Below are 20786 nucleotides of genomic sequence, written 5' to 3'. Positions count from 1 at the left end.
TTGACAATAGTTGAAAATGCGATTTTGGCATTTTCCGATGTTTTTTGTAGGAATTACAAACAAAAAGAAAGAGCGGGCTAGGAACCCGCTCCTCTATACTTACTCACTCCAATATTCCAGACCAGAAGCCCGATGCCAAAGAAAATGACAGCCACCACCGGAGTCATGGCTGCATAAATGTACCACGTCTCTTTTCGCAAAAAGTAGGCGGCTGGATAGACACCGACAAAAGCAAACGGCAAGATGTACGTCAGCACGAACCGAATGATCTTGTTGTAAACGTCTACCGGATAGCGCCCGTACTGCTGGATGTTGTAAATCATCGGAGAAATCCCCGTCCGAGAGTCGGAGAAAAAGCTGATCGCAGAAACAGCTGTGTATACCCCGCCATAGATCAATGCTCCACTGACGGATAGCACGATAAAGATGATCGGGTCGTACCAGTAAAAATCGAGCTTCAGCTGAATCGCTGCGTATCCCATGATGATCAGGCCGGAAATTACCCCGAAAATCCTGTCAGGTGCGATGGACTCCAGACACACTTGCGCCAAATTGTGCACAGGTCTCGTCAAAATCCGGTCCATTTCTCCGCGGATAATGTAGCGCTCGTTGAAATCCCAGAATCCGAAGAAGATGGAAAACAGCGCATACGGCACCAGGAAGAATCCATAGATAAAGATGATCTCATCGCGTGACCAGCCACCCATGAGCGGAACGTGCTGGAACACGACGATAATGAACACGAGGTTGATCAATTCGGAGATCAGATTCGATGCCAGATCGCCTAAGAAGTCTGCGCGATACGCAAGCCGAGTCTTGAAATACTGGCTTAAGTAATCCGCGAAAATACTGTAAATGTGTTTTGCATTTTGCATGATCTCTACCCTCCCTGTACGACGAGCCGGCTGCGAGCCATACGCCATAAAATCAGGATCGGGATCAAAATCACAGCCATCCAGATCACTTGAAATCCAATCAGCTGCCATGCTCTTGCAGCCGAGGTCGCACCAGTGAAAATGAGGCTGGGGTAGTAGTTGATCGCTTGGAAAGGTAAAAAGCCCATCAGCGTTTGCGCCCATCCTGGAAAGAAGCTGATCGGCAGAACCAAGCCAGACATCAGGTCGACAATGACCCGTTTTGCACGAATCATCCCGTCATTGCGGAACATGAAAAACGTCAGAAGTCCCGTCAGCAGGTTCACCTGCGTATTGATCAAAAAGGCGAACAGCAAGCTGAGCAGATAAAGTCCCCAGCCCTGAGCGGTCGCTGGGAAGTGGAACGGAATCATCAGGCTGATCAAAAAGATCCCCGGTCCTGCAAAAAACAAAAAGCGAAAGATTCCTTCGCCAAATGCCTGTGCCGTTTTCACGGAAAGGTAGTTGTACGGCCGGATCATTTCGATCGCAACCTTCCCTTCCCGCACGTCTTGGGCGATTTCCATATCGATGTTGTTGAAATAAAAGGCCCGGGACATCCAGGCGATCGCCACGTAAGAGGTCATCTGCGCTACAGACAGCCCGCCCAGCTGCTGCTGTCCACCGTAAATAGCCCCCCACAAAAAGTAATACGCCCCGATGTTAATGGCGTAAATGATGATGCCACTGTAATAGTTGACCCGGTAGGCCAGCATGGTTAAAAAGCGCATGCGAATCAGTTCCATGTAAAGCTTATGCATGATTCGCTACCTCGCCGTCCGTCCGGTAAATGTTGCGCACGATGTCCTCTGTGCTGGTCTCCATGATTTTCACATCACTCACATCAAACGATGCCATGACCGTGGACAAAACAAACGGCAGCATTTCCTGACTGCGCGGCACCTGCACCCGCAGCGAATAATCGTTGATTTGTTCGATCGTACAGGGCATATCCCCTAAAACGTTTCGCAGCTCGGAAGCCTTGGTGCGCTTTTTCATCTGGAAGGATACCTCTGTCCCATTTCCCCAATGCTCTTTCAAATCACTGAGCAGACCGTCGAAAATCAGCTTGCCTTTATCCATGACCAGCACTCGCTTGCAGAGCGCCTCAATATCGGACACGTCATGTGTCGTCAGCAAAATGGTCATTTTTTCCGTCTCATTCAAATTGCGCAGAAACTCGCGGATCTTTTGTTTGACCAGAACGTCCAGTCCGACCGTCGGCTCATCGAGAAACAGCAGGCGTGGCTTGTGGATCAACGATGCTGCTACCTCACAGCGCATCCGCTGCCCCAGGCTAAGCTTGCGAACGGGCTGACTTACGAAGGAACCTATATCTAGCTCCTCGATCAGCCGCTCCAGCCACTTCTCGCCCGCTGTGTCATCGACCTTGTAGACGCTTTTGAGCAAACGAAAGGACTCCAGTGGGGACAAGTCCCACCAGAGCTGGGAACGCTGGCCAAATACGACACCGATGGAGCGTACGTAATCCTCGCGCTCTTTGAATGGAACAAAGCCATTGATGACGATATCTCCGCTGCTCGGCGTGAGAATGCCCGTCAGCATTTTGATCGTCGTCGATTTGCCCGCGCCATTTTCCCCGATCAGCGCGAACATTTCCCCTTCTTCCACCGAAAAAGACAGATTATCCACTGCTTTCACCGTCTTGTATTCACGGCTGAACAAATCACGAAAAGCACCACCTAATCCGACTCGGGACTGGTGAATGCGAAACTCCTTTTGCAGCTGCTTCACTTGAATCATGGTTTACCTTCCTTTTGTGTCTCTTTCGGTTGCATTCCATCTGTTAGTGTATATGACAGGCTATGAATGTGCAAAATTCAATGTGCTGGAAATTCATTCACTCAAGTGCAGGATGATTCCGGTTTTGTCATCCGATTTTTTGAAGCGTACATAGCGAACGCATTCCGGATCGTCGTTTTCCAACGCAATTAACTCGTCTGCATATCTCTGCAGTCCTTTGTGAACAATCGGAAGCACCGTCTCCTCCCATCTCGGCTCGGCTCCTCCATAGTGGCGAGGCATGAGCAAGCCATCTGTCAAAAGGACAAGGGCTCGCAGCTGGGTACGGTTGATTCGTCCAGACTCTATAAAGCCAGGACAGGCAGATTCTCCATTGAGGACACCATATCCACCTTCTGTATTGGCCTGATAGCGGTTGGAAATAAGGATGTCACGACAGTGCTCCATCAGCTCCGAGTGCTGACGGATACCTGCGGAAATACAGGACTCCCATTTTGCGAAGGCAGCCTGCTCTAAATGACTGACTTGCGGGTGTGTAAGGGGGCGTACCGTATCGTCTGCATAAACAGCAAAAATCATGCAATCCCCGGTTTGGGCATAATCGATAAATTTATCCTCTACGCGAACAACCGCACACGCTGCTCCCCAAAGGGCTTCTTTTTTCTCCAGATTGATCCGGTCATTGCGCATACATGCGTAGAGCCTTTCGTTCGCTGCAGCCAACAGCTCCGGTAAGCTTTGCTCCCCATTTTCTTCCTCCAGATGCTCCTTCACGATTTGGGCCGCAATCGCACCTCCAGTCAGCCCGTCTGCATTTTCATACGGAACGAGCGAAGACACCCCATCCACAACTGCAAAAAGATGCTTCGTCTGATTCGTGACGTACGCATCCTCATTCATCCTGCCGCTGCCGGCGACGCATAGGCATTCCATTTTCATCGTGACATTCGCCTTCTTTCCCCATATTCAGTTGCTGGAAAATTGTATCATTTTTCCTTTTCCCCTTCCAGACATCTCCGTGCATACCCACCTTTTCTTTGGCTGTGGTAAGATAGGGAAGACCTTTTGGACAGAAAGAGGGAAAAAGAATGAACCGTGAAAAATCCGCACACCTGCACCAACAAGCCATGGATGTGATTCTGGGAGGCGTCAACAGCCCATCCCGCTCCTTCAAGGCTGTAGGAGGCGGTGCCCCCGTCACCATGGAACGCGCCCAGGGAGCGTATTTCTGGGACGTGGACGGAAATCGATACATTGACTATTTGGCAGCCTATGGCCCCATCATCACAGGCCACGCCCATCCTCATGTAACTCAAGCCATTTGCGAAGCAGCAGCAAACGGTACGCTGTACGGAACTCCTACTCCTTGGGAAGTGAAGTTTGCCGGTATGATCCGCGAAGCGATTCCTTCCATGGAGCGCATCCGCTTTAACAACTCCGGTACGGAAGCCGTCATGACGTGCATCCGTGTCGCACGCGCCTACACAGGCCGTGTCAAAATCATCAAATTTGCCGGCTGCTATCACGGCCACTCTGATCTCGTCCTGGTAGCGGCGGGATCTGGGCCTTCCACGCTCGGCATTCCGGATAGTGCGGGTATTCCGCAAAGCATCGCCAACGAAGTGTTTACCGTACCGTTCAACGACGTCGATGCATTTGCAGATGCGATGAAACGCTGGGGCAGTGAGACAGCAGCCGTTCTCGTCGAGCCAATCGTTGGAAACTTCGGTATCGTGACGCCAGAGCCAGGCTTTTTGGAAGCTGTCAATCGAATCACGCACGAAGCCGGTGCGCTCGTCGTTTACGATGAAGTGATTACGGCTTTCCGCTTCTGCTACGGCGGAGCGCAAAATCTGCTCGGAGTCGAGCCAGATCTGACTGCTTTGGGGAAAATTATCGGGGGTGGCTTACCGATCGGAGCTTACGGTGGCCGCAAAGAAATCATGGAGCAGGTCGCTCCACTGGGACCTGCTTATCAAGCCGGAACCATGGCGGGTAACCCAGCTTCTATCCGCGCCGGCATCGCGTGCCTGGAGGTATTGAAGCAGCCAGGCGTGTACGACGAGTTCGAGCGTTTGGGTGCCATGCTGGAAGCTGGAATTCGCCAAGCAGCAGAGAAGCACGATGTAACCATCCAGCTCAACCGCGTCAAAGGCGCTATGGCGGTGTACTTTACGGACGAGCCGGTACACGATTACGATGCAGCTCAAAAAGCAGATGGTGAGCTGTTCGCCCGTTTCTTCCGCCTGATGCTGGATGAAGGCATTTGCCTGGCTCCATCCAAATACGAAGCCTGGTTCGTTACTACTGCACATACGGAAGAAGACATTCGTGAAACGATCGCAGCAGTGGATCGTTCCTTTGCCGCCATGAGCGGAAAATAAAGTGGCTTCAAAAGGAAAGAGGCAGTCAGGAAATCTTCTGATTGCCTCTTCTTTGTGTGTATTTATCGTCATGTTACCTTCTGCAAAACAGGCTAGGGACGAGTACCAATCACAATCGTAGCGTCAAGCTCTGGATCCGTTGCCACCTACGGAATGAATCCGCTGCTTTTGAAGATATCGACCGTCTTCGGCACCTGTCGTTCACTCGTCTCAACCAATACGTGACCACCCGGAACCAGCCAGCGTGCAGCTTCGCCTGCCACTCGCCGCATTACATCCAGCCCATCCTCTCCTCCGTTTAAGGCTACAGACGCTTCGTATATTCGCGCCTCTGGGGGAAGCAACCTGATCGACTGGGTTGGTACGTAGGGTACATTGGCTACGAGAACGTCGACACAGCTGAGAAGTGTGGCGGGCAGAGGTCACCTTCGTAGACGCGACCACCCGTGATTGCGATGTTCCTTTGCGCGCATCGTACTGCGGCGGGATCGAGGTCCACTGCATGCAGCTCGATCCTCTCTACATGTAAGGCTAGTACGGCCCCCAGCGCCCCTGAGCCGCAGCACAGGTCGACCACTACGTTTCCTGGGCGGGCAAGGGCGATCGCTTGTCGGACGAGAAACGCGGTACGCTTGCGGGGTACAAAACAAAGACACAGCCGGCAGCACGGAGCTTGTTTTCGATCATTTTAGAAATGAATCATCTACTCCTACTGTAAATTTTTTTATACTCCCTTTCATTTCGTGAATTTCACAAGAAATCCTGTCAAGCCGGTGATCCATCAGACACTACCCACGTAAGCCATAGCAAAACGAGCTCAGGGAACGGTTTCCTATGCCATGACCCAAGCCTTTCGGGAATACTACTCATGCAGTTACCCAAGAGGAGGGATCCCGGTTGTCAAAAGGTGAGCATATGTATCCGCAAGCACCTGAAAAAACGTTGGACTCCAAAGAGAGCTCCAAAATGCTCGAAGTCGTCGGTTTCCAAAAACCAAGAAAAACCGAACATCACAAGACGCAAAATCACGATCGTTAACCATCTGAAACAGACATATCCCTCCGCTTACCGGTCAGGGTGTGTCTGTTTTTTTCGTGAAATATCAACCCTTTTATCGAACAGAAACATTTTCTTGAACAGGAAGCGCTTACATCCTTTCGCGTATCCTGTCCCTTTCTTGTGCTGACCTTCTGTTCGTGTTATCCTAAAACCTACAATATCGTTAGAAATTTCAGAATATTCAACGGGAGGTGGGTGGTCAGTTCCTCTACTGACCGGAATCATGCTGAATAGAGACCAGAAAAAAGAAACCATCGAACAGTTTCGCGAGTATCATCGCATCGAGCATGACAGCTGCGCCATCGTTTGTGTCATTGAAAAACAGGGGAGTCCGACTCGCAGCAATGTAGATGAGACCATTCGCACCATGATTCAGATGGAACACCGCTCCGGCTTTATCAACGGCGAGGGTGATGGCTGCGGGATATTGACGGATATTCCTCGCGCGCTCTGGTCTGATTATCTGGATGACGCCGGACTCGATCGGTCGCATGCCTATGATCCCCGCTTTTCCATCGCTCATCTGTTCATTCCTCGAAAAGGCCATGACATGCGAGCGACTCAACAAGAAATTCGCTCTGCTTTCACCCAAGCGGGGCTGACCATTTTGCTGGAGCACGAAAATGCTGTTGATTCCTCTGTCCTAGGAAAAAACGGCAAGCGGGATGAGCCGATCTTTTGGCAGCTCGCCGTGTGGGCGTCGGAAGAGCTGACAGAAGACGAGTATTCCCGTAAGCTGTTTGCTATTCATGTCACACTAGAGGCAGCCTACCACGTGCATGTCGCATCACTTAGTCCGGTCAGCACGGCTTACAAGCTGATGGGCTCGGCAAATCTGCTGTCCCAATACTTCCACGATGTGGCGGACGGGCGCTTCGTTTCATCTGTTACCATCGGCCATAACCGCTACTCGACCAACACCTTGTCCAACTTCTTTCGCGTGCAGCCCTTCTCCCTGCTAGGTCACAACGGCGAGATCAACACGATCAGCAAGCTGGAGGAAGAGGCCAAAATGCTGGGTGTGCCACTCGTAGATGGTGGCAGTGATTCCCAAAATCTCAACCGGACAATCGAGACTCTCATCCACCGCTTTGGGCTGAGCCTGTTCGAAGCCATGGAAGTCGTCTTCCCTCCGATCCATCACGAAATGAAAAGCCTCCCCTCTCACTTGCAGGATCTCTATGTGTACCTGCGCCAAGCATGGGGACATTTTGCACAAGGCCCGGTCGGCATCGTTTCCCGCTTCTCGTCGGAGTGTGTATTTACTGTAGATGCCCTCGGGCTGCGTCCGCTCTGGATGGTGGAAGGTGCGACTTCTCTGTACTTCTCTTCGGAGCAAGGAGTCATCAGCGTCCACGATATGGCGAGCGAGCCCAAAGCTTTAGCACCTGGCGAAAAGGTAGCGGTGCGCCTTCATAAAGACAAACCCGTAGAAGTCATCTTGCATCATCAGCTTCAACAGATCGTCTACGAAAGATTTTCACAGAAAATTCAGCCGAATGAAGCCCGTCAGCATTTGCATTTTGCTTATGACCTAGAAGCTCTGTCTACGGAACCTGATGTCCCTGCTCCGACTTCCTCCGTTTACAGTGCTTTCGGATGGGACCGTGAACAGGTCCAGCTGGTGGAGCAAATGGCATCCAACGGCGCAGAGCCGATCCGCTCCCTTGGGCATGACGGACCGCTTGGCGCCCTTTCCAAGGAAAGACAGAATCTGGCGGACTACATAAAAGAAAGTGTAGCTGTCGTCACGAATCCTGCCATCGACCGCGACCGTGAGATGGAGCACTTCTCCACACGCATCCTCCTCGGCTCCCGCGTACCGCTCGCCTCCAAATCAGTCACGACACCGCAGCTGGAATTGCCTTCCCCCATCCTTTTGGAAGGGCAGTCCCTGCAAAAAACCGCTCGCCAGCAAGGGACTCTTTCTCTGGAGCAAATCATTCATGCCTTTCATAACCATCCAACCAGCATCGCCATTCTCTCTACTCATTTCCAAGAACAGGACGGGTATGCGGCTGGTCTGAATGAACTGCGCCAGGCAGCCGTCAAAGCTGTAGAAAAGGGAGCAGTGCTGATCATTCTGGACGATACGGACACCCATCAGCAGGAGCATTACTGGATCGATCCGCTGCTCGCCATCTCGGTCGTCGATCAAAGCCTGAAAACGGCGTTTGCAGAGGACGGGATCAGCCTGCGCCGCAAGACGAGTCTGATCTTGCGCTCCGGGGCGATCCGTTCCCTCCACGATCTTGCTCTTTCCATCGGGTCAGGTGCTGACGCTGTTTCTCCCTACCTGATGTTTGCCACTGCCTCTGCCAAAAATACCGAAACGGCTCCAGGTCATTTATATGGAGCTTTGAGCAAAGGCTTGGAAAAGGTCATTTCCACGCTCGGCATCCACGAGCTGCGCGGCTACGGCCGGCTTTTCTCATCGATAGGTCTGCAAGATGAGGTTGCCGCAGCACTTGGCATCGTCAACTTCTGTGGTTCGGAGCATGCCGGACTGTCACTTGCCAACCTGCAGGAGGACAGCATTCGCCGCCATCACGACTTTTCCAGCGAAACGGCACGCGAATCCAAGACGTTCCATATCTTCCCTCGCTTGTGGAAGCTGATCGGACAGATGGCTGCCGGCGATATTCCCTACTCGGACTACGCTTTGAAGCTGGATGAAAACGAGCGGGAAAATCCCATCGCGATCCGTCATACGACTGACTTTGCCTTTGACAAAGCAGCTGCCCATGTAGAACCGGAGCAGGTGGACATCAGCGTCGGGGAGCACTCGCTGCCGTTCCTCATCTCGTCCATGTCGTTTGGCTCCCAAAACGAAACGGCTTTTCGCGCCTATCCTAAGGCAGCGGATCAACTGAATATGATCTGTATGAACGGAGAAGGCGGCGAGATCAAAGACATGCTCGGGCGCTATCAGAAAACGCGCGGCATCCAGATCGCATCCGGCCGCTTTGGCATCAACATCGAGCTGGCAAACGCCGCAAACCTTTTGGAAATCAAAATCGGGCAAGGCGCAAAGCCAGGAGAAGGCGGACATTTGCCTGGCTCGAAGGTCACAGCCAAAATCGCTGCTGCTCGGAATGCCGCGATCGGGTCAGATCTGATTTCCCCTTCCAACAACCACGACATCTACTCCATCGAAGACCTGGCGCAAATGATCACCGAACTGAAAACCGCCAATGACAAAGCCAAGATTTGCGTAAAGGTGCCGATCGTGCCCAATATCGGGACGATTGCCGTCGGTGTTGCCAAAGCCGGAGCGGATTTCATTACTTTATCTGGCTTTGACGGTGGGACAGGAGCTGCCCGCGTCCACGCCCTGCAGCATGTCGGACTGCCTGCGGAAATCGGCGTCAAAGCAGCCCATAACGCCCTCCTCGAAGCTGGTCTGCGCCATCAGGTCGAGCTGTGGTCAGACGGGGGCGTGAAAAGTGCCGCTGACGTCGTCAAACTGATGCTCCTGGGTGCGAATCGTATCGGTTTTGGGACGCTTGCGATGATCGCTGTCGGCTGCACGACTTGCCGTGGCTGCCATCTGGATACCTGCCATGTCGGGATTGCTACCCAGATCGACAGCATAGAGGAAGCCCATGAAAAAGGACTTCGACGCTTCGTTCCCCGGCAAACGGACCTCGCCGTCTCCGGGCTCAAGACATTCTTTGGCTTGTTTGGCGATGAGGTACGGCGCATTACCGCTGGGCTTGGCTTTACCCGCGCGCAGGATTTGGTCGGACGCTCCAATCTCTTGGTACAGACGAGACTGCTGGACAAAATCGATCTTACTTCCCTTTTACACGTCCATCCGCTTACTGGGCAAATGACAGATACCGTCTCCGAAGAGGATCGCATATTGGTCGCAGCAGCCACTTCCCTTCGCAGCCATACCAGCGATTCCTTTTCGGACGGACGCCCCATCCAACATACGTTCAAGCGCATCCTCTCCGGTGAGCGTGTACTGGGCAGCCGCTGGGCAGGTGCGCGGGTCGAAAATCATCTGGATGGAAGCTACACGTCATTGCCAGAGGTTTCTCTGCACTTCGTGGAAGGCAGCGTACCGGGGAATGGTCTAGCTGCCTACAACGTCCAGGGCGTAAATATCCGCGTCGAAGGAGGCGCTCAGGATGGAGTGGGAAAAACCAGCTTTGGCGGCCGTATTTCCGTTCTGAAGGCAAAGGGGCTGCGCGGTGTCTTCGTCAACGGATCTGTCGGGAAAAGCTTTGGCTACGGTGCGCAAAGAGGACTGTTTGTCGTGCAGGGCAATGCTGACTCTCGTGCCTGCATCCGCTTGTCTGGTGCAGACGTCGTTTTTGGTGGAGAAATGACGGAGCCGATCCGCGACGAGCTGGGTGGAATCGGGGCGCGGGCAAACCTGAAGGGCTTCGCCTTTGAATACATGACAAATGGCCGTGCGGTGGTTCTCGGGGATCCGGGCCCATGGATTTGCGCAGGGATGACGGGTGGTGTGGTCTACGTCAAGCTGACGCCGGAGATGGGCTTTGACAAAGCTGCGCTCGAACGCCGGATTGCCAAGGGAGCAAAAGTGTTCCTGTACTCCCTCGACAAGCAGGGCATACAGGATGTTCAGGAGCTGCTCGGTGCGTATGTGCAAGAGCTGCTCGCTACTGCCCAATATGAAACGGCAGGGCGTGTCCAGGCTTGGAGCGATGATGCTGCCTCGCAGTTCATCATGATTTCCCCCAAAAAAGAGCAGGCAGACCCTTCTGTCTCTACCGAGTAATCCCTGTATACCTGCATTTCAAACTCCTCCTAGGTATTGGAGGAGTTCTTTTTGCCATACATATAAGCACGTGATAATATTGTCAAAACATGGTCATGGATTGTACAATAAAAAATGAAACTGCCAGATGGGATATTCGTATACATAGATATGGGACACAATGATGTAATGAAATTGCAATCGTAACGATACGAACGATTACTATAAGGAGTGATTGTAAATGTTTTTTCATCCCATGGACTTTTTGATCATAATTGCGTTCCTGCTTTCCCTGTGGGCCCAATTTCGGGTAAAGGGCACATTTAACAAATATGCAAATGTCCCTGCCTCCTCCGGGATGAGCGGCGCAGAGGCGGCACGTCGGATGCTGGATGCAAACGGCTTGACCAGCGTTCCAGTCGAGCATATCCCAGGTACGCTGACAGACCACTACGATCCTCTCTCTCGTGTTGTGCGCCTGTCGGATCCCGTTTACTTTGGCAACTCTATCTCTTCTCTGTCCGTTGCTTGCCATGAGGTAGGCCATGCGATCCAGCACAAAGTTTCCTATCCGATGCTGGTAGCTCGTCACCGGATCTTTCCGGTCGTCAACCTCGTGTCTGGTGTAGCTCCGTTGCTGTTGTTGGCTGGTTTCTTTTTCAAAATGACCGGACTTCTCTTGATCGGGATTATCTTTTTCTCTGCTGCCGTTGCCTTCCAGCTGATTACACTGCCGGTTGAGTTCAATGCCAGCAGCCGGGCGAAAAAGCTGATGGTGCAAATGGGCTTCATCCGCAACACCGAAGAACGTGAAGCCAGCAAGGTACTCGGTGCAGCTGCTCTCACTTACGTAGCGGCCGCTTTGATCTCTGTTCTGGAGCTGGCGAAGTACATCATGATCTTCCGCGGCTCTGACGAAGACTAATATCCAAACAGCCTCCCAAGGTACAGCTTCCCCTTCGCGGGTGCTGTACCTTTTTTCGTTGGCTTGCGTTACAATATCACCTAGGAGGTTGGGCCAATGAATATCGGAATTATCGGATTGGGCAGTATCGGTCAAATGCTCGTAAAAGCATTTTGCAAAAGCGGTGCTGTCGCTCCAGAGGAACTAGTTGTTTTCAACCGAACCCGGGAAAAAGCAGACAATCTGCGAGCAGAATACGACCTGAAAATTGCTGACACGGCTCAAGCGGTGTGCAATCAGATGGATATCGTCTTTGTCTGCACCAAGCCACTGGAAATTCTTCCCTTGCTGCGCACACTCACCATCCCGGCGAAGACGCATGTAGTCTCAGTCGCAGCCGGCGTAAGCATTGCCGATTTGGAAGGTGTACATACAGGCTCCGTCAGTAAAGTAATCCCGACCGTCACCTCTTCCCAGCTGCGCGGCGTTTCCCTGTTTGCTTGCAGCGAGCGTCTTTCTTCTGAGCAGCGAGAGCAATTGAAATGGCTTTTATCGCGCATCAGCGTGGCACAGGACATAACTGAAGAAGAAATAGAGACGGCGACGATTTTGACGAGCAGCGCACCCGGCTTGATTGCCGGAATACTCGAGTCTTACGCGCAGGCAGCCGTACGCAAGACTCCTGCGCTGTCTATTGAGAAAGCACGGGAAATGCTCGTTGAAACCATGCTCGGAACGGCTACGCTCCTGCAAAACGAAAAGCTCGGCTTTGATCAGTTGATCGAGCGTGTGGCAACCAAGGGCGGCATTACCGAGGAAGGGCTGCGGGTTCTCGGCAAGACGCTCCCTAAAGGATTTGACGAGCTGTTTGACATGACAGCGTCCAAGCATGATACGCTCAAGCAAATGATTCATAAGCAAAATTCAACGCTATAACTGAAAAAGGAGATTGCAACGATGAAAATAGGTTGGATTGGTTTAGGTAACATGGGTATTCCGATGGCGAGCAACCTGCTTGCTGCAGGCTATGAGGTAGCCGTCTGGAATCGCTCACCGGAGAAAGCTTCCCCTCTGCTCGCTCTGGGGGCAACACTGGTCCCTACGGTATCACAGCTGGTGGATCAATCCGATATCTTGTTTACGATGGTCAGTGACGACGATGCAGTAAAAGCAGTCTACAGCGGGCCAGAAGGGATATTTGCTGCAGCCGCACATGGCAAGCTGGCGATCGATATGAGCACGATCTCGCCCGATTCTTCTCGCTGGATCGCGGGTGAAAGCAAGCAAGCGGGCCTACGCTTCTTGGATGCCCCTGTGTCGGGGAGTGTGGGGCCAGCAAAAGAAGGTACTCTCGTCATCATGGTGGGTGGAGATGAGGCAGATTACAAACAAGCCAAGCCGCTGCTGGACAAACTCGGAAAAGCGGCGATCCATCTGGGGCCAAACGGTGCGGGAGCTTCTGCAAAGCTAGCTATCAACCTGCTGCTTGGCATCACCGTCCAGGGGGTAGCAGAAACCTTGTTATTTGCCCGCTCGCTCGGAATCGGCACAGATCAGATGCTGAACATCATTTCTGAAAGTGCAGTGGGAACCCCACTCATTCGCGGCAAAGCAGCGTCTATTTTGGCCGATGACTTTCCAGCTGCTTTTGCCCTCAAGCATATGGCGAAGGATTTGCGCCTGGCGACAGCAGCAGGCGTATCCACTCCTTTGGCGGAATCGGCAAACGCCAGCTACCGGCACGCTTTGGAGAGCGGTCTGGGAGATCTGGACCTGATGGCGATCATCAAGCATTTGGAAGGATAAGAGCTGTAAAGACGCACACCCCCTATTTCCGTCTTTTAAACGGAGAAATAAGGGGTGTTTTTTCATTCTCTTCACGATTCGAATACGGCGGAAGAAATCCCGCGGCCATTCACTCTCGGTCTTTTTCTTATCCTATCTCTTAGCGCTCCACTGCTCGTTCCAAATACTCGCCTCTGCCACCGCTCGCTTATCCGACAGAACATCGCCAGGCTTGTTGCCCTCCCCGATGATGTATCCCGCAAATGGCATGCCGACAAAACCAAAGATGTATTGGAACTGTTGAATGAGAGGCAAGCCCTTCACACGCGGATCATCGCCTCCTGTCGTGATGACAAACCCTTGCTTTTGCGCCAAGGCTTGCTTGAAGCTGTAACGCTTGTCACGCAGGCTCTGCGACCAGCGATCCACGAAATCCTTCATGAATCCAGACATCCCGTACCAGTAAATCGGGGTGGCAAAAACGATCACGTCATGCTCCAGCACGGCTTCAACGATCGCATCGTAATCGTCGTCTACAGCTGTGAAGCCCTCTGGATCATGCCGCTGATCGTGGATCGCCCGGATGTTTTTTTCGCGCAAATGGATTTGTGTATGAGGGATCCCTTGCAAAACAAGCTGACTGAGCTGCTCCGTATTGCCATTTTCTCTCGAGCTGCCTTGCAGTACCAAAATCTTCATCTCTCTCACTCCGTTCATTCAATGGGTGGCTTGGGATGAAGCTTCTGCGCTAGAGCATATCCCTGCCAGCTGCTATTTGCCTCCTATTTTATCACCTTTTGCATAAAAACAAATCTGTATCCTTGGAAGGGAATCGGGATTCCAGTCGTGCCTCCCCTGCTCTCGCCCTGGAAGGACAAGCCGTTGTAGTGCCTGAGTGTTTATTGGCAAATGTGTATAAGCTATAGAGGGTTTATCACGAGTGATCAAGTGGGGGAATAACTCATGGATTGGTATGACCGACTCAATGAATACTTTCCAGAATATGAAATGAAAAAGGAAGGCCAGATTCAGGCGCTCATCCGGGAAACAGACATTTACCGCAAAGTCGATACCGACAAATTCCTTTTGCTGTACGCAGAGTTTCCAACATTTATTTTCATCGATTACCTCCTGATCAATCCTGCCACACGTGGACAAGGGATCGGCACTAAGGTCATTTCGTCACTCAAAAATAGAGGAAAGGACATCATTCTAGAGGTAGAACCTATCGATCGAAATGACGAAGATACCATCAGGAGAGTCCATTTTTATCAAAAGAACGGATTTGTAAAAGCAGACCGCATCAAGTACAGCTGGGAAGAAGAAAATGGCGAGACGTATGAAATGAACATCTATTACTGGAGCCCCCATGAGAATCTGCCTCAGGAGGTCGTCCTCGAGAATATGGCAAAGGCCTGTAAGGAGATCCATAACTTCCGTGCCCAACAATACTACGGCCGCAGTGTGGCCAATCCGGATGAAGTGCTGCATTGGAAGCACTGATGACGTCCCCTCATTTTCCTGCATCAAAAAACCTCCTCTCGATTGCAGGCAATCGCTGCTGTGAGAGGAGGCTTCGTCCTATTTTTTACACATGATCGTTGCTGCCATAGCTTCCGTACTCGCATTCTGTGTGCTGATACTGCAGCCTGCGAAAATGCCAGGCGAACAATACCGCTACACACAAAATACCTGCAGACAAAAAGTACACGGTCCGCGTCCCCAGCCATTCCGCCAACGCCCCCATGACCAGGGCAGAAATCCCGAAAACCATGGTATCAACCGTCCCTTTTGCAGACAGGACGTACGGCAGACGTTCCTCGGGAGTAGCTTGCTGCAGCAAGGTTTGCTTGGAAATGGCATGGACCTCGTACAAGGGACCCAAGGCAAAGGAAAAGAAGAGGGCGAGTAATGGATGCGTGCTGCTTCCAAACCCGACGGTAACCACTGCGGAGCCAATGATCCCTGCCATGATCCAGTGTGGCAAGTGCTTTTGCATCCGCTGCGCCTTGGCCAGCAGAAGTATGCCTCCAATGATAGCACCCAGCAGGTAACCGGCATTGATGTAGCCCCACCACTCTTCTCCTTTTTCCAGCTCCTGCACGGCAAAAGGCAGCATGATCGCTGCAATCCAAACGGCATTCGCCAGCCCGATCACCGCATCCACGGTGACAACGAAACGTACCTTTGGATTCGTGCGGATGAACCTCCAGCCGGTCAGAAGGCTTGGATTCCCTGCCTCCGCTTTTGGTTGGGCACGCTCCCGACCCGCGTCGGGTGCAACCCCTAACATCGCAAGCGTCGATACCAAATACGCAGCGACTGTTCCGGAAATAACCAAGCCGGACCCGATCCAGGCGACCAGTACACCACCCAGCGCCCAGCCGGCAAAGAAAGCCGTTTGATCGGAAGTTGCCAGCAAACCGTTTGCTCTCATCAGCTCTGACCGCGGCACCACCTGAGGAACCAGGGAGTTCCGCGCTGGATTTGACCATCCATCCATAAAAGCAATCGCTGCTCCTACTGCCAAAAGAGCTGAGACGAGCTGAGGTCCCTTATCTTCTGCCAATGGAACAACCAGTACAGCTGCAGCGAGGAAAAGCGTTTTGCTCCCTTGGGATACCACTAGCATCTGCGGCAGTGACAGCCTTCGGAAAACAAAAGGAGCCGTCAACGCCCCCGCTGATTGCGCTGTCAGATTCATGACGGGGATCAGCGAAGTATACATGACAGAGTCTGTCACAGCGTAGACGGCGGAAATAAACGCGACAATATAAAAAACATCCCCCAGGTTGGCCAATGTCTGACCACCCCAAAGGAAAATAAACCTTCTATTCCACATCAAAGGTTCCTCCCAGTCGGCTGCAGATACAGAATATCCGCCTATTTAGTTGAACGTGCCAAAACTCGTTCAAACCGACTCAGAATCACAAGGGAGGTACACCTCTTTTCAGAAATTTTCTCTATTATAGTTTAGCTGCCCATTCCCTGTATAGTGCCTTTGTGACGGAAAAATGTGTAGTACACCCAGCCCGCATTGATCAGCAAAAAGGCGCTCGTCATGAAAAAGACACCCTCGATACTGACATAGCCTGCCAAAAAGCCGCCGATCATGGGACCGAGCATGCTGCCGATACTGACGAAGCTCTGATTGTAGCCGTAAACACGGCTGATCATATGTGTCGGTGTCGCTCGGCGCAGCAGGGCATTGACGGATGGCAGCAATCCTCCCAATGACAGCCCCAGCAAAAAGCGCAGGATGACCAGCTGCCAGACCGTTGCGACTAAGCCTTGCGGAATAAAGATAATGGCCGATGCCAGCAAAGCGAAGAGCAGAACTTTTTGCGAGCCAAACCGGTCCCCCAAAATCCCTAGCCGCGGAGCCGCAACGACGTTTGCCACGCCCATCGCCGCTTGAACAATACCTGCCCATAGCGCGACCCTGCTGCCTTCCGAACCCAACAGCTGCGCGATGTAAATCGGCAGAATCGGTACGATGCTGAACAAGGCAAACTGAATCATCACGGTTACAAAAAAGAGCGCCGGCAGTTCTTTGGACGAGAAGATCATCTGAAAATCTTCCCGCAGATTGGACCGGTCCTTTTTTTCAGGTGGTACAAAGTTCTCTTTCACCGTAAACGTGATGACCAATGTCGCGAGCAGCAGCAGACAGCCCGTGATCACAAAGATCATCCGAAACCCGATACGGCCAGCCAATACCCCGCCAAATAACGGCCCCATGATCGTTCCTGCTGTCACGAAGGATTGAAGCATTCCTTGCGCCCACCCGATTCTGTCCCTTGGTACGGATGAGGCGACGAGTGCAGTGCTGGCAGGGATGATTCCACCGACCAAGCCGTTGATCAAACGCAATGCCAGCAGCTGCCACAGGCTTCCCGCAAAGCCCGTCAGCGCTACCGTGATGGACATGAAATAGCCCGACCGTAAAATCATGATCTTTCGCCCGTGCTTGTCGGCAAGGTTTCCCCAAATCGGAGAAACCAAACCCGCCGTCAAAAAGTTTGCCCCAAATATGATTCCCGCCCAAGCCGTGACCTCGTGCGGATCTTCAATCCCGAAATCCTGCTGAATGTACAGCGGCAAAAACGGCATGATCATACTCATCGCCATCATGACAACAAACAGTGAGCCGCACAATACGTATAGATTACGCCGCCATGTCTCCACCGGCTGCATCTCCCTTCTCTTCTATCCACCCTGCTCTTGTATGCGCGAGTGTAGAAGCCGCCCCGTTTACTTCCCTAGATCCTGAACACTCCACAGGCCATGGTATACCCCTCTATTCTCCAGAAGCTCCTCGTGCTTGCCTTGCTCCACGATCTGCCCTTCCTTCATCACAACAATTTTATCTGCATGCGTGATGGTCGAAAGTCGATGGGCGACAATGATTGTCGTTCTGCCCTTCGTCAAGCGAGCCAGTGATTCCTGGATCATATGCTCCGATTCCAGATCGAGAGCCGAAGTCGCTTCATCCAGAATCAGAATACCCGGATCGCGTAGAAATACACGTGCGATGGCTACCCGCTGCTTTTGCCCTCCCGACAGCTTGACGCCTCTCTCCCCCAGCTCCGTATCGTACCCGTTCGGCAGGCTGGAGATAAAGTCGTGAGCATTTGCTGCCTCGGCCGCCCTCACAACCTCCTCGTGGCTGGCGTCGGGCTTCCCCATCAAAATATTGGCCCTGGCCGACTCGCTAAAGAGGATGTTATCCTGCTGCACCATCCCGATGTGATTGCGCAGGCTGCTAAGCTTGACGTCCCGCACATCCATGCCATCTACGAGGATTCGTCCTTCTGTCACGTCCCAAAAGCGGGGCAATAGACTGATCATGGACGATTTTCCTCCGCCCGACATACCGACGAGAGCAACCGTCTCGCCTGGCTCAATCGTGAGGGTAATGTTCTCAAGCACCAGCGGCCCCTCCCCCCGATAGCGAAAAGACACATTTTCAAAGCGCACTTCACCGCGAATTCGCTTCGTAACAGGGTCTACTGGCAGATTTCGCGCCCCAGGCCGATCGACGATGTCATAGTCCTCATCGAGAAATTCAAACATCCGGTCCATGGAAGCAACGGCCTGCGTCAGTACGGTCGATGAGTTCACCAGACGTCGTAGTGGCGTGTAGAGCCGATCGAGATACGCATAAAAGGCGACAAGCGTCCCTACGCTCATGGAGCCGCCAACCACCTGATAGCCCGCGTAAGCGATGACCAGAAGGGGCGCGATGTCTGTCACCGTATTGACGACAGCAAACGTATTGGCATTCCACCGGGTGTGTGCCAATGCTTTTTTCAAAAAGTGATCGTTTTCCTTGGAGAACTGCTTGCTCTCATGCTCTTCGAGGGCGAAGCTGCGGATCAGCGACATTCCGTTTACCCGCTCGTACAAATGGCCTTGCAGATGAGCCAGTGCCGCTGACCGTTCTCTTGTCAGCTGACGTAAACGCTTGTAGAAATACTTAACGGAGATGCTGTACAGTGGAAATACGATGATCGCGACAATCGTCAGCTCGAGATCCATATAAAACATGATTCCCAGGGTCAGCACGATGGTGATGAGATCCAGCCACAGATTCATGAGCCCTGTTTCCACAAAGGTCTTGGTGGATTCGACGTCGTTGATCACCCGAGAAATGATTTCGCCCGTTTTCGTATTGTTGTAGTACCGCATCGAAAGTCGCTGCAGATGGGAAAACAGCTGATTGCGGATATCGAACAATATCCGGCTGGATACCCACTGGGCATAGTATTGCCTGATGTACTCCACAGGCGCACGAACAACCGTAAACAAAAGGAAGGCTCCGAGCATGAGCCAAAATAATTTCGTCAGCTTTTCTTCCTGGGGAATAGGGCTTGGCAGCAAATCGTCAATGACGTATTTGATCAAAAGCGGCAATAAAAGAGGAATGGCAAACTTGATGATTCCGATAAATACGGTGCCTACGATCATTTTCCAATAAGGCAGCACGTAGGATAAATAACGCCTTATGCTCAATCGCTACACACTCCTTTGCAAACAAGGAAATCCCTCCCCCGGCTTTACGGGAAAGGGATTATTCCTCATCATCTCTTACTAAAAGATAACGCTCGTACCAACGTTGGACAAAGCCACTCTGAAAAGGTCCTCGGCGTGCACGAACCCAATCAAGCACTTCCCGCAAAGCAGTCTGTACCTGTTCCACCACAATCGGAGGATAATTCATCTGCTTGCTATGCAAAAGGAATTCCTCTTCGTCTAAAATGGAATACGTCATGTCGGGATAGACTTTTACGTCCAGATCGTAGTCTATGTAACTCAGCAGTTGCCCCTTCATACTGAATGGCGAACCTATGTTGCAGTAATAATAAATGCCGTCATCACGAATCATGGCAATGGTATTGAACCACTGACCTCGACCAAATGTACAAATAGCCGGTTCGCGCGTACGCCACTCCCGCCCGTCTGCCTCTGTCACCTTGACTCGATCATTTCCCCCAATCACGACCGCATCACTGGTATGAATCAACGTAGATTTGTCCCATATGCGGTGCAACGAATGGTCATGTTTATAACTTTCAATGCGGATGTTGGAGCCTGGAGTCGGCGACATGACTCTCCCCTTTCTTCTCTTCTCTATCTGAATGGGGACAAGCCTCCTTTAAGAAGAGAGCTTTTTGGAAAGTGTAACATATTTTTGCATTTCATAGCCAAGCGAATGGTAAAAGGGCAGAACTTCTGGGTTATCCTGATTCACCATGATCAGTACGCGATTTACGCCTCGTTGCTTGAACCGCTTCTCGATTGCTTCCACCAGCTGTCTGCCTATGCCTGTTCCTTGTTCACTTGGTAAAACGGCAAGTCTGTAAAAATAGGCGCGAGCCCCATCGATGGTGCCAACCACGACCCCTATGACTTTGCCTTCCTTTTCTGCAACCATCACTAAATCGCTGTCCCATGCCAATTGTTGGGCCAAATCGTTCAACGACTCCGTGTCCGATTGGTCCAAACCGGTTTCCTGCCAGATGCTAGTTATAGCCGAATAGTCACCGAGTCGAAACGGACGAATCAGCATACGTTGCCTCCTTCGTTGCCTTCTTCTACTATTGTACACCACTTACACAAGTTTGTCTTGCACGTGACATACTCAGATCACCTGCAAAATCGGTCAGAAATTAATTATACAACTCCCCTCTCTCTTGCGCTACCCGCTTCGCGCACGGAAGATGTTTGGTTCAGATTCGCTG

General features: G+C 52.0%; 17 protein-coding genes and 1 pseudogene. 7 read left to right on the top strand and 11 right to left on the bottom strand.

Annotation, left to right across the window (positions count from 1 at the left end; all coding sequences use genetic code 11):
- Positions 1-77: 77 nt before the first annotated feature.
- The 4 genes from ACLIN2_RS05490 to ACLIN2_RS05475 all read right to left on the bottom strand — a co-directional run bounded on the left by ACLIN2_RS05490 (position 78) and on the right by ACLIN2_RS05475 (position 3617).
- Positions 78-875 carry an ABC transporter permease gene (locus ACLIN2_RS05490; RefSeq protein ID WP_122961677.1) on the bottom strand — a complete coding sequence of 266 codons (798 nt, stop codon included), beginning with the start codon at positions 873-875 and terminating at the stop codon, positions 78-80.
- A gap of 5 nt (positions 876-880) precedes the next feature.
- Positions 881-1675, bottom strand: a complete 795-nt coding sequence (locus ACLIN2_RS05485) for an ABC transporter permease (protein ID WP_411503434.1) — start codon at positions 1673-1675, stop codon at positions 881-883.
- On the bottom strand, positions 1668-2678 hold the full coding sequence (locus ACLIN2_RS05480; RefSeq protein WP_411503433.1) for an ABC transporter ATP-binding protein: 1011 nt from the start codon (positions 2676-2678) through the stop codon (positions 1668-1670). The genes ACLIN2_RS05485 and ACLIN2_RS05480 overlap by 8 nt, the downstream gene beginning before the upstream one ends.
- A 93-nt stretch (positions 2679-2771) precedes the next feature.
- Positions 2772-3617, bottom strand: coding sequence for a protein phosphatase 2C domain-containing protein (locus tag ACLIN2_RS05475; RefSeq protein ID WP_411503432.1), 846 nt, complete (start codon positions 3615-3617; stop codon positions 2772-2774).
- Between the two features lie 149 nt (positions 3618-3766).
- Between ACLIN2_RS05475 and ACLIN2_RS05470 the strand changes: the two genes are divergently transcribed.
- Complete coding sequence (locus ACLIN2_RS05470) at positions 3767-5062, top strand: glutamate-1-semialdehyde 2,1-aminomutase (protein ID WP_411503431.1); 1296 nt, start codon at positions 3767-3769, stop codon at positions 5060-5062.
- Between the two features lie 146 nt (positions 5063-5208).
- On the opposite strand, the pseudogene ACLIN2_RS05465 reads toward ACLIN2_RS05470, so the two are convergent.
- Positions 5209-5708: pseudogene (locus tag ACLIN2_RS05465) on the bottom strand (methyltransferase); the annotation flags it as partial.
- A gap of 251 nt (positions 5709-5959) precedes the next feature.
- On the opposite strand from ACLIN2_RS05465, the gene ACLIN2_RS05460 reads away from it, so the two are divergent.
- The 5 genes from ACLIN2_RS05460 to ACLIN2_RS05440 all read left to right on the top strand — a co-directional run bounded on the left by ACLIN2_RS05460 (position 5960) and on the right by ACLIN2_RS05440 (position 13563).
- Positions 5960-6100 carry a hypothetical protein gene (locus ACLIN2_RS05460; RefSeq protein ID WP_170184504.1) on the top strand — a complete coding sequence of 47 codons (141 nt, stop codon included), beginning with the start codon at positions 5960-5962 and terminating at the stop codon, positions 6098-6100.
- Positions 6101-6344: 244 nt separating this feature from the next.
- Positions 6345-10874, top strand: a complete 4530-nt coding sequence (locus tag ACLIN2_RS05455) for a glutamate synthase-related protein (protein ID WP_411503430.1) — start codon at positions 6345-6347, stop codon at positions 10872-10874.
- Between the two features lie 220 nt (positions 10875-11094).
- Entirely contained in the window at positions 11095-11778 is a 684-nt protein-coding gene (locus ACLIN2_RS05450; RefSeq protein WP_092267007.1) for a zinc metallopeptidase, read from the top strand.
- Positions 11779-11874: 96 nt separating this feature from the next.
- Complete coding sequence (locus ACLIN2_RS05445; RefSeq protein WP_400588336.1) at positions 11875-12693, top strand: pyrroline-5-carboxylate reductase dimerization domain-containing protein; 819 nt, start codon at positions 11875-11877, stop codon at positions 12691-12693.
- Entirely contained in the window at positions 12694-13563 is an 870-nt protein-coding gene (locus tag ACLIN2_RS05440; RefSeq protein WP_400588347.1) for an NAD(P)-dependent oxidoreductase, read from the top strand.
- A 132-nt stretch (positions 13564-13695) separates the two neighbouring features.
- Here the strand turns inward: ACLIN2_RS05440 and ACLIN2_RS05435 are convergent, their stop codons facing one another.
- Positions 13696-14241 (bottom strand): flavodoxin family protein, encoded by a 546-nt coding sequence (locus ACLIN2_RS05435; protein ID WP_411503429.1) that lies wholly within the window; start codon positions 14239-14241, stop codon positions 13696-13698.
- 264 nt (positions 14242-14505) lie between these two features.
- Between ACLIN2_RS05435 and ACLIN2_RS05430 the strand changes: the two genes are divergently transcribed.
- Positions 14506-15045 carry a GNAT family N-acetyltransferase gene (locus ACLIN2_RS05430; protein ID WP_092267011.1) on the top strand — a complete coding sequence of 180 codons (540 nt, stop codon included), beginning with the start codon at positions 14506-14508 and terminating at the stop codon, positions 15043-15045.
- Positions 15046-15130: 85 nt separating this feature from the next.
- Here the strand turns inward: ACLIN2_RS05430 and ACLIN2_RS05425 are convergent, their stop codons facing one another.
- The 5 genes from ACLIN2_RS05425 to ACLIN2_RS05405 form a co-directional block, all read right to left on the bottom strand.
- Positions 15131-16384, bottom strand: a complete 1254-nt coding sequence (locus tag ACLIN2_RS05425) for an MFS transporter (protein ID WP_411503428.1) — start codon at positions 16382-16384, stop codon at positions 15131-15133.
- Positions 16385-16515: 131 nt separating this feature from the next.
- Positions 16516-17730, bottom strand: a complete 1215-nt coding sequence (locus tag ACLIN2_RS05420) for an MFS transporter (protein WP_092267472.1) — start codon at positions 17728-17730, stop codon at positions 16516-16518.
- A 66-nt stretch (positions 17731-17796) separates the two neighbouring features.
- The gene (locus ACLIN2_RS05415) at positions 17797-19557 is read right to left on the bottom strand and encodes an ABC transporter ATP-binding protein (RefSeq protein WP_411503427.1); all 1761 of its coding nucleotides are present in this window, start codon (positions 19555-19557) and stop codon (positions 17797-17799) included.
- Positions 19558-19615: 58 nt separating this feature from the next.
- Complete coding sequence (locus ACLIN2_RS05410; RefSeq protein ID WP_092267014.1) at positions 19616-20152, bottom strand: DUF402 domain-containing protein; 537 nt, start codon at positions 20150-20152, stop codon at positions 19616-19618.
- A 48-nt stretch (positions 20153-20200) separates the two neighbouring features.
- A complete protein-coding gene (locus ACLIN2_RS05405; protein ID WP_092267015.1) occupies positions 20201-20614 on the bottom strand; it encodes a GNAT family N-acetyltransferase in 414 nt (137 codons plus the stop codon).
- Positions 20615-20786: the final 172 nt, after the last annotated feature.

This window comes from Brevibacillus centrosporus (assembly GCF_046622605.1).
Lineage (GTDB): Bacteria > Bacillota > Bacilli > Brevibacillales > Brevibacillaceae > Brevibacillus > Brevibacillus centrosporus.
Note: the sequence above shows the minus strand (reverse complement) of the source record. Positions and strands in the feature narration are given on the sequence as shown.